Below are 13,759 nucleotides of genomic sequence, written 5' to 3'. Positions count from 1 at the left end.
ACCCGATCGTACGGGGTCAGCGCAGCCGGGCGATGCGCCAGATCGCGAGGGCGGCCAGCAGGGCGACCGTAGCGGCGTACAGCAGCACGATCCGCCAGTCCGCGCGGCGGTCCGCCTCGTCCCGGCCCGGCAGCCCCGGCAGCGTGTAGCCGACCCGGCGGGCGGCCATCAGCGCCCAGCCGCCGGCGCTCAGGCTGATCAGCAGCCCCAGCATCGCGACCACCGCGCCGCCGTCGCCGAACTCGAAGGCGAGCGGGAAGGCGAACATGAGGGAGCCGACGACGGCGCAGCCGACGATCGGGGCGAGCTGCCAGACACGGAACAGCCGCGGCGGGCGGAGCTCGCGGAAGGACTCCTCGACGACGGGCAGCTCCGGCTCGGGCTCGTCCCGCGGCGCGTCGTGCAGCAGCTCCGCTGTGTCCCGCGGGCTGTCGTCGTGCGACGGCTTCGCGTCCGCGGGGTGCCCGTCACGCGCGTCGGACGATGGCGGAGGGTCCTGACGGCTGTCACGAGGGCCGGCTTCCATTGCCACGTGCCCTCCCAACCTTCCGGTGACCTGCACGACGCGGCTTCGCCGAACACGCTCACAGGGGCCGTGAAGCCTCTGGTGACACGGTTCGACCGGTCTCGATGATGGCATGCCGCCCCCGGCCACAAGCGCCGTCAGAGCGTCCCGATGCCATCACGTGATCAGGCTGTTATGACTCCCGGTAATCGTTTCTGCAGGCCGTACGCGGCGCTTCGGACGCCGCTTCACCAGGCGTTTTGATCATGCGCTCGACGAGGTGCCGGCACCGGTTCAGGTCACGGCCCGGCATCTTCCCGGCGATGGTGACCAACGGCACCCGAAACGGCGGGGATTGCTCCGGTCCGCCGCCGAAGTTCCGTCAGCCGGGCCGGTGTTCCGCCCGTACGGTCCCGAGGAGCTCCGCCGCGCGCTGTGCCAGCCCCGCGCGGTCCGGCGCCGAACCGCTCAGCCAGCGCACCCGCGGATCGCGCCGGAACCACGAGTCCTGGCGGCGGGCGAAGCGTTTGGTGGCGCGGACCGTCTCGGCGCGCGCCTCGTCCTGCGTGCACGCGCCGGCCAGGAACGCGAGTACCTGCTGGTACCCCAGCGCCCGGGAGGCGGTACGCCCCTCGCGCAGCCCCCGAGCCTCCAGCCCCCGTACCTCGTCGACCAGGCCGGCCTCCCACATCCGGTCGACCCGCAGCGCGATCCGCTCGTCCAGCTCCGGGCGGGGGACCTCCACGCCGATCTGTACGGTGTCGTAGACGGACTCGGGCCCGGGGAGGTTCGCCGTGAACGGCCGTCCGGTGATCTCGATCACCTCCAGGGCGCGCACCACGCGCCGGCCGTTGCTCGGCAGGATCGCCCGCGCCGCCGCCGGGTCGGCCGCGGCCAGCCGCCGGTGCAGCTCCCCGGGGCCCACCCGCTCCAGCTCCGCCTCCAGCGCCGCCCGCACCGCGGGATCGGTGCCGGGGAACTCCATCGCGTCGATCGCCCCCCGGACGTACAGTCCGGAGCCGCCCACCAGCACCGGGGTGCGGCCCTCGGCCAGCAGCCGGTCGATCTCGGTCCGGGCCAGCCGCTGGTACTCGGCGACGCTGGCGGTCTCGGTGACGTCCCAGACGTCCAGCAGCCGGTGCGGTACGCCCCGGCGCTCCGCCTCGGTCAGCTTCGCGGTGCCGATGTCCATGCCCCGGTAGAGCTGCATGGAGTCGGCGTTGACGACCTCGCCGTCCAGCGCGAGGGCGAGGGCGACGCCCAGATCGGACTTGCCGGCGGCGGTCGCGCCGACCACGGCGACGACCTGGGGGCGGTTGGGCTCGTTGGTCACGGGGGTCAGTCTCGCAAACGGCCCGGTCCGGCCACGAACGAGGGACGTGACGTGTCATCGGTGACGTCGTTGGCCGTTGCGAGGTTCGGCCGCCGGTCACGGGCGGCGCGACGGGATGCCCGGAGGGCCCGGGACGTCGCCCTCACGGTCGATACGGAGGAGATGGAGACATGGGCGTTTTTGCCAGGCTGCTCGGTCGCGGAGGCGGCGGGTCGGGCGACGGTGGCGCGGCGGCGGAGCCGGCGGAGGCCGCGGCGGCCGTTCCCGGGGCTCCGGTGACCGCAAAGGCCGATGATGCGGCACAGGTCACGGAGGACGCGGAGGTCACGGATGCCGCGGAGGCCGTGGACGCGGAGGCCGAGGACGTGGAGATCCCCAAGCAGCAGTCGCCGGACGAGGCGGCCGACAGCGAGGCGGGCGAGGGCGTCCGCGGTTAGCGCCCCGGAGCAAGGCCGCCCCCGCGCCGGCCGCGGCCGCGATCTCGCGGTGTCGTACGGCGCGGGGGGCGGGGTGGTGTTCCGCTTGACACGGAAATCGAACATCCATTCAGATGGAGTCTCCGGCCCGGTGATTTCCGGGTGGTGACCCACCTGGCAGCCGTGAGTTATCCACAGGCCGGAGCGACGCCCCGGCGGATTGTCAGTGGTACCCGCTAGCGTCGTGGACGTGAAGCGATCGACTCAGACATCCCGGGTGGAACCCATGGCAGCGACCGACCGCGAGAAGGCTCTCGACGCCGCTCTCGCCCAGATTGAACGGCAATTCGGCAAGGGCGCCGTGATGCGCCTCGGCGAGCGGCCCAACGAGCCCGTCGAGGTGATCCCCACCGGGTCGACCGCTCTCGACGTCGCCCTCGGCGTCGGCGGCCTCCCGCGCGGCCGCGTGGTGGAGGTGTACGGGCCGGAGTCCTCCGGCAAGACGACCCTCACGCTGCACGCCGTCGCCAACGCCCAGCGCGCCGGCGGCCAGGTGGCCTTCGTGGACGCCGAGCACGCCCTCGACCCCGAGTACGCGAAGAAGCTCGGCGTCGACATCGACAACCTGATCCTCTCCCAGCCGGACAACGGCGAGCAGGCGCTCGAGATCGTCGACATGCTGGTCCGCTCCGGCGCCCTCGACCTCATCGTCATCGACTCCGTCGCCGCGCTCGTCCCGCGCGCGGAGATCGAGGGCGAGATGGGCGACTCGCACGTGGGTCTCCAGGCCCGTCTGATGAGCCAGGCCCTGCGGAAGATCACCAGCGCGCTCAACCAGTCCAAGACCACCGCGATCTTCATCAACCAGCTCCGCGAGAAGATCGGCGTGATGTTCGGCTCCCCCGAGACCACCACGGGTGGCCGGGCGCTGAAGTTCTACGCCTCGGTGCGGCTGGACATCCGCCGGATCGAGACCCTGAAGGACGGCACGGACCCGGTGGGCAACCGCACCCGGGTCAAGGTCGTCAAGAACAAGGTCGCCCCGCCCTTCAAGCAGGCGGAGTTCGACATCCTCTACGGCCACGGCATCAGCCGCGAGGGCGGCCTGATCGACATGGGCGTGGAGCACGGCTTCATCCGCAAGTCCGGCGCCTGGTACACGTACGAGGGCGACCAGCTGGGGCAGGGCAAGGAGAACGCCCGCAACTTCCTCAAGGACAACCCGGACCTGGCCGACGAGATCGAGAAGAAGATCAAGGAGAAGCTGGGCATCGGCGTCAGGCCGGCCGCCGAGGGCGAGTCCGCCCCGGACGCGGCCGCTGCCCCCGCCGCTCCCGCGGCCGCCGGGACCGACGACAAGGCGAAGAAGTCCGTGCCGGCTCCCAAGACCACCGCGAAGACCACCAAGGCCGCGGCGGCCAAGGTCTGAGGCGGTGACCCGTCGTACGCAGTGGGCTCCGGCCGCGGGGGACGGCCCGGGGTCCGGGGACGGTGCCTCCCGCCCGCCGAGGGGACGGCGGCGGGAGCCGGGGGAGACGGCCGGCCGGACGGCCTCCGGGGCTCCGGCCGATCCCGCCGAGCGGGCGCGGGCCATCTGTCTGCGCCTGCTCACGGGCACGGCCCGGACGCGCAAGCAGCTGGCCGAGGCGCTGGCCAAGCGGGACATCCCCGAGGAGATCGCCGATCAGGTCCTCTCGCGTTTCGAGGAGGTGGGCCTGATCGACGACGCCGCGTTCGCCGCCGCCTGGGTCGAGTCCCGCCACCACGGCCGGGGTCTGGCCCGCCGCGCCCTCGCGGGGGAGCTGCGCACCAAGGGCGTGGACCCCGCGCTGATCGACGAGGCGGTCGAGCGACTCGACCCCGACCAGGAGCGGGCCACCGCCCGTGAGCTGGTCGACCGCAGACTCCGCGGCACCCGCGGCCTGGACCGCGACAAGCGTCTGCGCAGGCTGGCCGGGATGCTGGCCCGCAAGGGCTACTCCCAGGGCCTGGCCCTGCGGGTCGTCCGGGAGGCCCTGGAGGCGGAGGGTGAGGACACGGACGACCTCGGCGACCTCGACGACTGAGCGCCGGACACGCCGACGGGCGCCGTCCCCCAAGGGGAGCGGCGCCCGTCCTCGTCTCCGGTCAGCCCGCGCTGACCTGGTCGAACACACCCTTGGCCTCGGCCCCCAGATGCGGCCCGGCCAGCCACGCCTGGTTCAGGGAGCCGATCGACGTCACCGACACCAGCTTCCGCCCGTTCCCCTCGCCGGAGAACCAGCCGCCGCCCGAGGACCCGGCCGTCATCGAGCAGCCGATGCGGTACATCGTCGGCTGGTCGGGGTTGATCGACAGCCGCCCCGGGTCGTTCTCGCACGAGAAGATCCGCTGCCCGTCGTACGGCTTGGCCTCCGGATACCCCATCGCCGTCACATCGGGGGAGTCCGCCACGGCCGGCGCGTCGAACGCCACCGGCACCGCCGCGCCCGTCGTCTCCTCCAGCGACTTCGTCCCGCCGTCCTCCGGCTTCACGTGCAGCATCGCGAAGTCGTACGGCGCTCCCGCCCCGCCCTGCGACTTGCCCTCGGAGATCCACTGGTCGGTGGTACGGGCCTTGTCCGCCCACCACACACCGATCGGCGCGAGCTCCTCGCGCGGCGCGTCCCGCAGCTGGTCGGCCGGCTTCCCGGCGGAGTTGTAGGACGGCACGAACGCCACGTTGCGGTACCAGCCGCCGTCGTGACCGGCGTGCACGCAGTGCCCCGCCGTCGCCACCAGATTCGACTTGCCGGGGTTCGCCGGATCGGCGACCACCGTGCCGGAGCACACCATCGAGCCCTCGGGACCGTCGAAGAACAGCTTCCCCACCGGGGAGGCGTTCTGCCGGTACGGGGCGGTGATCTCCGCGGCGTCCAGCGGCTGCGGATCGGGGTCGCTCACGCCCTGATCGTCACCGGTGTCCGCGGGCACCTGCTCCTCCTTCGGCTCGTCCGCGTCGCGCATCCGCTCCGGGCCCCACAGGTCCTCGATGATCGGGTTGATGAAGTCCCCGGCCTCGCGCAGCCAGTCGTCCTGGTCCCAGTTCTTCCAGGCGCCGTCTTTCCAGTCGTCCAGGTTGATCCCGAGATCCTCCAGCGACGACTCGAGGTCGTCGGGCAGCTGGAACTCGTCCTGTGTGGGGGCCGACTTGGCGTCCGCCCCCTTGTCGTCGCCGCTCGAGCAGCCCGCGGCCGTCAGGGCCAGAGCAGTGACGAGAGCGACAGCGCCCGCGGCGCGCCGTGCAACACCCTTGCGCCGGCCACGCGTCGCGACGGCTCGGCGGTACCCAGAAACGGGCATGGAACGAACTCCCCCATACGTATGAAAACTTCGAACAATTGACCCCATTTTTCGGGGCCAAGTCCCCACTATGCCGGTGCTCATGGGGACGGCGCACATCCGTCCACGGTTCCCCGGCCCGGAAGGATCTTCGGACCGGCCGTGGCCCCCGGGCGCCCGCGTCGTTGGTACGGACGGGGGACACCCGGCCCCCGGGACCCGGAGGGAGAGCCCGTGCACGCAGCGGAGCGCGAGGCCGTCCTGCGGCGGCACTCGCTGCGCGAGGCGACCGCCCGTACCTACGCCCGTTCGCTGCCGGTCGTGCCCGTCCGCGCCCGCGGGCTGACCGTCGAGGGCGCCGACGGCCGCCGCTTCCTCGACTGCCATTCCGGCGCCGGCGCCCTCGCCCTCGGGCACAACCATCCGGTGGTGCGGGAGGCCGTCCGCGCCGTCCTCGACTCCGGCGCCCCGCTGCACGCCCCCGACCTGGCCACGCCGGTGCGGGACGCCTTCACGACCGAGCTGTTCCGTACCCTGCCCGCCGGGCTCGCCGACCGGGCCCGTATCCAGTTCTGCGGCCCCACCGGGACGGACGCCGTCGAGGCCGCCCTGCGGCTGACCCGGGCGGCCACCGGACGCGACGGCGTCCTCGCGTTCGCCGGGGCGCACCACGGCATGACCGCCGGCGCCCCCGGCGCCGGGGTGACCCGGCTGCCGTTCCCGTACGACTACCGCTGCCCCTTCGGCGTCGGCGGCGAGCAGGGCGCCGAGCTCGCCGCCCGCTGGACGGAGGGCGTGCTCGGCGACCCCCGGGGCGGCGTCGGACCGGCCGCCGCGATGATCGTCGAGCCCGTGCAGGGCGCGGGCGGCGTCCTCCCGGCCCCGGACGGCTGGCTGCGCCGGATGCGCCGGCTCACCGAGCGGCACGGCATCCCCCTGATCGCCGACGAGGTGCAGACCGGCGTCGGCCGCACCGGGACCCTCTGGGCCGTCGAGCACAGCGGCGTCGTCCCCGACGTGATGGTGCTCTCCCGCGCGATCGGCGGCGGCCTCCCGCTCGCCGCCGTCGTTTACGACCGGGACCTCGACCTCTGGCCGCCGGGCCCCGCCGCCGGCGGCTTCCGGGGCAATCAGCTCGCCATGGCCGCCGGCGCCGCCACCCTCCGGTTCGTCCGGGAGAACGGACTCGACCGGCGCGCCGCGGGCCTCGGCCGCCGGATGATCACCGCCCTGCGCGCCCTGGCCGCCGACCACCCCTGCGTCGGCGACGTCCGCGGCCGGGGCCTGATGCTGGGCCTGGAGCTCGTCGACCCCGACCGCGGCGATGCCCCCCATCCGCACGCCCCCGCGCTGGCCGCCGCCGTCCAGCGGGCATGCCTGGACCGCGGGCTGATCGTCGAGCTCGGCGGCCGGCACGACAGCGTCGTACGCCTCCTCCCCCCGCTGACCATCACGGAGGAGCAGACCGCCGCCGTCCTGGACCGCCTGGCCGACGCCCTCACGGCCGCCGGACGCGGCCACCCGGCCCCCGACGGCCGTCCCACCTCCGGCCACGCCCCGCAGCGCCGCCACCGCAGCCTGTCCGTGCTCCCCGGAGGCCGCCGGTGAGCCCGTCCCCGTACCGCAACCGTCCCCGGGAACCGCAGTGAACGCACCCCCCACCCAGATCGCCGAAGCCGACCCCGTGAACGACCCCGACCCCACCGCCGCCGCCGAAGCCGCCGCCACCGCCGCCCTCCTGCGCTGCTGGACCCGCGAGACCGCGCAGGAGCCCCCCGGCGACGGCACCCTGCGGCTGCCGCTGCCCGCCAGTGGTGCCGCGCTGCGGGTCCCCGTCCTGTACTGGTCGGCCACCGGCCACCACCGCTTCGGCCGCCCCGTGCTGCACGGCGCCCCCGCCGACGCCCCGCCGGTCGACGCCGTCACCCTCGCCGCGCTGCTCGGCCGCGAGGTCGCGTACACGAGCGCCGGCGGTGACGGTACCGACCTCGTCGCCCGCGTCGCCGACTCCACCCGCCGTACCGCCGCGTTCCTCGCCCGCCCGCCCGCGGAAGCGGACCGCGCGCGCTTCCTCACCGGTGAGCAGTCGCTCGTCCTCGGCCACCCCCTGCACCCCACGCCCAACAGCCGCGAGGGCCTGACCGACACCGAGGCCGCCGTCTGCTCCCCGGAGCTGCGCGGCTCCTTCCCCCTGCACTGGTACGCGGTGGACCCCGCCGTCCTCGCCGCCGACTCCCACTGGACCCAGGGCGGGCGCACCGTCGACGCCCCCGCCCTCGCCCGGCAGCTCGCCGGCGGGGACGGCGACGGCCTTCCCCTGCCGCCCGGCTCCGTACCCCTGCCGGTGCACCCCTGGCAGGCCCGCGAGGTGCGCGACCGCCCCGAGGTCGCCGCTCTGCTGGACGCCGGGCTGCTGCGTGACCTGGGTCCGTACGGACCGGCCTGGCACCCCACGGCCTCGGTGCGCACCGTGTTCCGCCCCGGCGCCCCCGCCATGCTCAAGCTGTCCCTGGGCATCCGCATCACCAACTCCCGCCGGGAGAACCTCCGCAAGGAGCTGCACCGCGGCGTCGAGGTGCACCGGCTGCTGCGCTCCGGCCTCGGCGAGCAGTGGGCGGCCGCCTGCCCCGCCGGCGCCGGGTTCGACATCGTCCGCGACCCCGCCTGGCTCGGCGTCGACACACCCGGCGGCGACCCGGTCCAGGGCCTCGACGTGGTGATCCGGCATCAGCCGTTCGCCGACACCGACGACGTCTGGTGCGTCGCCGCCCTCACCGCCCCCCGGCCGGTCGGCCGCGGCGGGACGCGGTCCCGGCTGCAGGAGATCGTGGCGGAGCTCGCCCACCGCACCGGACGGTCCACCGAGGTGGTCGGCGCGGAGTGGTTCCTGCGGTATCTGGAGACGGTCGTACGTCCCGTGCTGTGGCTCGACGCCGAAGCCGGCGTCGCCCTGGAGGCGCACCAGCAGAACACCCTGGTCGTCCTCGACGCCGACGGCTGGCCGGCCGGCGGCCGGTACCGGGACAACCAGGGCTACTACTTCCGCGACTCCCGCCGCGCGGACCTCGAGCGCCGGCTGCCCGGCATCGGCGCAAAGAGCGACACGTTCGTCGCCGACGAGGTCGCCGACGAGCGCTTCGCCTACTACCTGGGCATCAACAACGTCCTCGGCCTCATCGGCTCGTTCGGCGCCGCCGGCCTCGTCCCCGAGCCCATGCTGCTCGCCGCCTTCCGCGGCTTCCTCACGGAGACCGGCGCCGGCCCGCACCGCCTCGCCACACCGCTGCCGGGCCGGCTGCTGGGCAGCCCGACCCTGCGCTGCAAGGCCAATCTCCTCACCCGGCTGCACGGCCTGGACGAGCTCGTCGGCCCCGTCGACACCCAGTCCGTGTACGTCACCGTCCCCAACCCCCTCGTCACCTGACGCTCCCGAGAGGAGGCCGGCCGTGACCGACGACACCCTGGTCCTGCGGCTCCCCTTCCCCCACCCCGCCGGGAACCGGAAACCGGCGGACACCCCCGCCGGGCACTTCCGCCTCGACCCCGTCCGCCCCGCGCGCGACCTCCCGCTGCTGCACCGGTGGATGAACGACCCGCGGGTGAACGCCTACTGGGGGCTCGCGGGAGCGCCCGCGCGCGTCACCGCCCATCTGCGCGACCGGTACGCGGCCGGGTGCATCCCCTGTCTGGGGCTGCTCGACGGCCGCCCCATGAGCTACTGGGAGATCTACCGCGCCGATCTCGACCCCCTCTCCGCCCACTACGAGGCCCGGCCGTACGACATGGGCCTGCACCTGCTCATCGGCTCCCCGGCGGACCGGGGCCGCGGGCTGGGGTCCCTGCTGCTGCGGGTGGTCACCGGCCTCGTCCTGGACGCCCGGCCGCACTGCGAACGGGTCGTCGCGGAGCCCGACATCCGCAACGCCCCGTGCGTCGGGGCGCTCCTGGACGCGGGTTTCCGGCACCACGGGGAGCTCACGCTCCCGGACAAGCGGGCGGCGCTGATGGTCCGTGAGCGGGGGCCGGGGAGCCGGTGACCGATCCTGTACTCCCGGTGACGGCGGTCACTGTCAGTGGCGCGACGTAGGGTGTGGGCCCATGGGAGACGAGAGTCAGGGCCGACCTGAGATCACCGAGCTTTTGCACGCCGCCGTGACCGCCGTCGGCGGTGTGGAGCGGCCCGGTCAGGTGGCCATGGCCGAGGCGGTGACGGCGGCGATCCAGGACGGTTCGCATCTGCTGGTGCAGGCTGGGACGGGCACGGGCAAGTCGCTCGGTTATCTGGTGCCTGCGCTGGCCAGCGGGGATCATGTGGTGATCGCGACGGCGACGCTGGCGCTGCAGCGCCAGCTGGTGGAGCGGGACCTGCCGCGGACGGTGGAGGCGCTGCACCCGCTGCTGCGGCGCAAGCCCGAGTTCGCGATGCTCAAGGGCCGGTCCAACTATCTGTGCCTGCACCGGGTGCACGAGGGCGTGCCGCAGGAGGAAGAGGAGGGTCTCTTTGACCCCTTCGAGTCCGCCGGGCCCTCGAGCAAGCTGGGCAAGGACCTGCTGCGGCTGCGTGACTGGGCGGACGAGACGGAGACCGGCGACCGCGACTCCCTCACCCCGGGTGTCTCCGACCGTGCCTGGGGCCAGGTGTCGGTGTCCGCCCGCGAGTGCCTGGGCGCCTCGCGCTGCGCATACGGCGCCGAGTGCTTCGCGGAGGCCGCCCGGGAGCGGGCCAAGCTCGCCGAGGTGATCGTCACGAACCACGCGATGCTCGCCATCGACGCCCTGGAGGGCGCGCCGGTGCTGCCGGGCCACGAGGTGCTGATCGTCGACGAGGCGCACGAGCTGGTCTCCCGGGTGACGGGCGTCGCCACCGGCGAGCTCAGCCCCAGCCGGGTCGGCCGCGCGGTCAAGCTCGCGGCGAAGCTGGTCAACGAGAAGGCCGCCGACGACCTGCTGAGCGCCGGTGACAACTTCGAGCGGCTGATGGAGCTGGCCCTCCCCGGCCGGCTGGAGCCGGTCCCCGAGGACCTGGAGCACGCCCTTCGGCTGCTCCGCGACGCCTGCCGCACGGTGATCACGGCACTGGGCTCGACGCGGGACAAGAACGTCGCGGACGAGGACGCCGTCCGCAAACTCGCCCTGGCCTCCGTGGAGAACGTGCACGAGGTCGCCGAACGGATCACCCACGGCTCGGAGTACGACGTGGTGTGGTTCGAACGGCACGACCGGTACGGGGCGTCGCTGCGCGTCGCGCCGCTGTCGGTGTCGGGGCTGGTGCGGGAGAAGGTGTTCAGCGACCGGTCGGTGGTCCTCACCTCGGCCACGCTGAAGCTCGGCGGCGACTTCAACGGCGTCGGCGCCTCCCTCGGCCTGCCGCCGGAGGGCACCGTGGAGGAGGACGCGCCCCGCTGGCAGGGGCTCGACGTCGGCTCGCCGTTCGACTACGGCAAGCAGGGCATCCTGTACGTCGCCCGCCATCTGTCGCAGCCCGGGCGGGAGGGCAGCCGGGGTGACATGCTCGACGAGCTCGCGGAGCTGGTCGAGGCGGCCGGGGGGCGCACGCTCGGGCTGTTCTCGTCGATGCGCGGCGCCCAGGCGGCAGCGGAGGAGCTGCGCGGCAGGCTGGACCTGCCGATCCTGCTCCAGGGGGAGGAGACGCTCGGCGAGCTGATCTCCCGGTTCGCCGCCGATCCGCGGACCTGTCTGTTCGGGACGCTGTCGCTGTGGCAGGGCGTCGATGTGCCCGGGGCGAGCTGTCAGCTGGTGGTGATGGACCGGATTCCGTTCCCGCGGCCGGACGAGCCGCTGCAGAAGGCGCGGGAGGACGCGGTGAAGAAGGCCGGCGGCAACGGCTTCATGGCCGTCTCGGCGAATCACGCCGCCCTGCTGATGGCCCAGGGCGCCGGCCGGCTGATCCGGGCCGCCGACGACCGCGGCGTCGTGGCCGTCCTCGACCCCCGGCTGGCCACGGCCCGGTACGGCAGCTTCCTGCGGGCGTCGATGCCCGGCTTCTGGTACACCACGGACCGTAACCAGGTGCGCAAGTCCCTCGCGGCGATCGACGCCGCCGCGAAGAGCGCGGAGGGCTGAGCCCCCGCACCGCGTCGGGGCGGACCGTAGGGTACGGTCCGCCCCGGCATAACGGGAGAGAGGCGGGGCGGGTCAGACCCGCCGCAGCACCGCCACGACCTTGCCCAGGATCGTCGCCTCGTCACCGGGGATCGGCTGGTACGCCGCGTTGTGCGGCAGCAGCCAGACATGGCCGTCCTCGCGCTTGAAGCGCTTGACCGTGGCCTCGCCGTCCAGCATCGCGGCGACGATGTCGCCGTTCTCCGCCACGGGCTGACGCCGCACGGCCACCCAGTCGCCGTCACAGATCGCGGCCTCGATCATCGAGTCACCGACGACTTTCAGCACGAACAGCTCACCGTCACCGACCAGTTGGCGCGGCAGCGGGAAGACGTCCTCCACCGACTCCTCCGCCAGGATCGGCCCGCCGGCGGCGATCCGGCCGACCAGCGGCACGTACGACGCGGCCGGCTTGCCCGCCGTGTCCGTGGGCTGCACCGTGGGCGTCTCCGCCCCGCGCACCTCGTAGGCCCGGGGCCGGTGCGGGTCGCGGCGGAGGAAGCCCTTGCGCTCCAGTGCCATCAGCTGATGCGCCACCGAGGAGGTCGAGGACAGGCCGACGGCCTGGCCGATCTCGCGCATCGACGGCGGATAGCCCCGGCGCTGCACGGAGTCTCGGATCACCTCGATGACCCGGCGCTGCCGGTCGGTGAGCCCCGAGCTGTCCGCCCGGATGCCCGGTGGGCGGCCGGGGAGCGAGCGCTTGGGAGGTCGGTCCTGGCTGTTGTCGTCAGTCATGGGATGGTGCGCCTGCCGGTCGAGTGCCTGGGCGGCGATGGTCGCGGTGGTGGAAGACGGTGTGCCGGCTGCGTTCGCCGTGGCAGCCGTGTCTGCGGTCGTGGTCACGTCGGCCCCTCTCGATGTGGTTCTCCCTAGTTGGACAACGGTAGTTGGTTTCGAAAGGTTGCGCCAAACACACGTTCGAGTGAAAAATTCCGGTTTGGCTGACGCGATCAAACGACGGGGTGTAAAACAGCTCGTTTCGGCAGCCCGGAGGGGGTGCGGGCGCCCGGCCAGTCTGCCACCCCCGGCCCCCGCGCGACACCCGCCCGGTCGGCTCGCGTAGCCTTTTCGAGGCCGCGGCGCACCGCCCCACGGCCACCTCCCGTCCCGTTCCGGATGCCGGTGCGCGCGCCCCGCGAAGCCCGCTCCGTACGCCCGTCCGGGCGTCGTACGGAGTTCTTCCGGTTGCGTCCCGCGGGGTGTCGGCGCCGCCGGTCCGTACGACACGCGATCCGGCGAAGATGGCGACCTGACCCCAGATCTAGTGGTTAGATTGCGGACGCAGCCCACAAGTTGTGGTCCCCCCTCGAGCGACTCGAAGGGCGTCCCCTATGCTTGTGGACGTTCCGGGGGCGTCTCGCGCCCCGTGCGGACAATCAGCCATGCCAGGTGCGACAGAAGGAGGGTGGGACCTGTGCACTGCCCCTTCTGCAGGCACCCGGACAGCCGCGTCGTCGACAGCCGGACCACCGACGACGGCACCTCGATCCGGCGTCGCCGCCAGTGCCCCGACTGCTCCCGCCGCTTCACCACGGTGGAGACGGCGTCGCTCATGGTGATCAAGCGCAGCGGCGTCACCGAGCCCTTCAGCCGGGACAAGGTCATCGCCGGCGTGCGCAAGGCCTGCCAGGGCCGGCCCGTCACGGAGGACGCCCTGGCCCAGCTCGGGCAGCGCGTCGAGGAGGCGGTCCGCGCCACCGGCTGCGCCGAGCTCTCCACCCACGACGTGGGGCTGGCCATACTCGGTCCGCTCCAGGAGCTCGACGTCGTCGCCTACCTCCGCTTCGCCTCCGTCTACCGGGCCTTCGAATCGCTCGAGGACTTCGAGGGCGTCATCGCCGAGCTCCGGGCCGGGCAGGAGCCCCCCGGGGACGGCGCGGCGGTAGCGGCCGGCGACCGGCCCCCCGTCGAACCCGCCGAGGGCGCCGGCGGACCGGCGGTCCCCGCGCCCGCCGGCGCCGGATAGGCGCACCGCCCGCCCCGCCGCGGGCCCACGAGACCGCCGCGGCGCCCACCGGCGCCGGGCAGCAGCCGTACCAGGCCGTACGACACGTAGGGCCGCGTACAGACACGTAGCGC

General features: G+C 73.7%; 12 protein-coding genes. 8 read left to right on the top strand and 4 right to left on the bottom strand.

Features of this window, described 5'->3' with window-relative positions; translation table 11 throughout:
• Positions 1–16 precede the first annotated feature (16 nt).
• Both SRB5_RS27785 and miaA read right to left on the bottom strand, forming a co-directional pair.
• Positions 17–526 carry a hypothetical protein gene (locus SRB5_RS27785; protein WP_153456230.1) on the bottom strand — a complete coding sequence of 170 codons (510 nt, stop codon included), beginning with the start codon at positions 524–526 and terminating at the stop codon, positions 17–19.
• Between the two features lie 361 nt (positions 527–887).
• Positions 888–1,838 carry a tRNA (adenosine(37)-N6)-dimethylallyltransferase MiaA gene (gene miaA, locus SRB5_RS27780; RefSeq protein WP_323378596.1) on the bottom strand — a complete coding sequence of 317 codons (951 nt, stop codon included), beginning with the start codon at positions 1,836–1,838 and terminating at the stop codon, positions 888–890.
• A 170-nt stretch (positions 1,839–2,008) separates the two neighbouring features.
• Here miaA and SRB5_RS27775 point away from each other — a divergent pair, with 170 nt between their 5' ends.
• From SRB5_RS27775 to recX, 3 genes are all read left to right on the top strand, one after another.
• A complete protein-coding gene (locus tag SRB5_RS27775) occupies positions 2,009–2,275 on the top strand; it encodes a hypothetical protein (RefSeq protein ID WP_153456197.1) in 267 nt (88 codons plus the stop codon).
• A gap of 265 nt (positions 2,276–2,540) precedes the next feature.
• Positions 2,541–3,683, top strand: coding sequence for a recombinase RecA (recA, locus tag SRB5_RS27770; protein WP_153456196.1), 1,143 nt, complete (start codon positions 2,541–2,543; stop codon positions 3,681–3,683).
• 4 nt (positions 3,684–3,687) lie between these two features.
• Positions 3,688–4,320 carry a recombination regulator RecX gene (gene recX, locus SRB5_RS27765; RefSeq protein WP_323378594.1) on the top strand — a complete coding sequence of 211 codons (633 nt, stop codon included), beginning with the start codon at positions 3,688–3,690 and terminating at the stop codon, positions 4,318–4,320.
• A gap of 61 nt (positions 4,321–4,381) precedes the next feature.
• Here the strand turns inward: recX and SRB5_RS27760 are convergent, their stop codons facing one another.
• Entirely contained in the window at positions 4,382–5,575 is a 1,194-nt protein-coding gene (locus SRB5_RS27760) for a trypsin-like serine peptidase (RefSeq protein ID WP_153456194.1), read from the bottom strand.
• Positions 5,576–5,788: 213 nt separating this feature from the next.
• On the opposite strand from SRB5_RS27760, the gene SRB5_RS27755 reads away from it, so the two are divergent.
• The 4 genes from SRB5_RS27755 to SRB5_RS27740 all read left to right on the top strand — a co-directional run bounded on the left by SRB5_RS27755 (position 5,789) and on the right by SRB5_RS27740 (position 11,638).
• A complete protein-coding gene (locus SRB5_RS27755) occupies positions 5,789–7,162 on the top strand; it encodes a diaminobutyrate--2-oxoglutarate transaminase family protein (RefSeq protein ID WP_323378592.1) in 1,374 nt (457 codons plus the stop codon).
• A 37-nt stretch (positions 7,163–7,199) separates the two neighbouring features.
• Entirely contained in the window at positions 7,200–8,978 is a 1,779-nt protein-coding gene (locus SRB5_RS27750; protein WP_323378591.1) for an IucA/IucC family protein, read from the top strand.
• 22 nt (positions 8,979–9,000) lie between these two features.
• The gene (locus tag SRB5_RS27745) at positions 9,001–9,591 is read left to right on the top strand and encodes a GNAT family N-acetyltransferase (RefSeq protein WP_407703990.1); all 591 of its coding nucleotides are present in this window, start codon (positions 9,001–9,003) and stop codon (positions 9,589–9,591) included.
• A gap of 61 nt (positions 9,592–9,652) precedes the next feature.
• Positions 9,653–11,638: an ATP-dependent DNA helicase gene (locus tag SRB5_RS27740; RefSeq protein ID WP_153456193.1), complete on the top strand. Its 1,986-nt coding sequence runs from the start codon at positions 9,653–9,655 to the stop codon at positions 11,636–11,638.
• 72 nt (positions 11,639–11,710) lie between these two features.
• Here the strand turns inward: SRB5_RS27740 and lexA are convergent, their stop codons facing one another.
• Positions 11,711–12,523 carry a transcriptional repressor LexA gene (gene lexA, locus SRB5_RS27735; RefSeq protein ID WP_323378589.1) on the bottom strand — a complete coding sequence of 271 codons (813 nt, stop codon included), beginning with the start codon at positions 12,521–12,523 and terminating at the stop codon, positions 11,711–11,713.
• A 571-nt stretch (positions 12,524–13,094) separates the two neighbouring features.
• On the opposite strand from lexA, the gene nrdR reads away from it, so the two are divergent.
• Complete coding sequence (gene nrdR / locus SRB5_RS27730; RefSeq protein ID WP_323378587.1) at positions 13,095–13,646, top strand: transcriptional regulator NrdR; 552 nt, start codon at positions 13,095–13,097, stop codon at positions 13,644–13,646.
• Positions 13,647–13,759 lie beyond the last annotated feature (113 nt).

The sequence above is a fragment of the Streptomyces smaragdinus genome, assembly GCF_009604385.1.
GTDB classification, from domain to species: Bacteria; Actinomycetota; Actinomycetes; order Streptomycetales; family Streptomycetaceae; genus Streptomyces; species Streptomyces smaragdinus.
The sequence above is the reverse complement of the archived record's forward strand: the minus strand, read 5'-3'. Positions and strand labels throughout refer to the sequence as shown.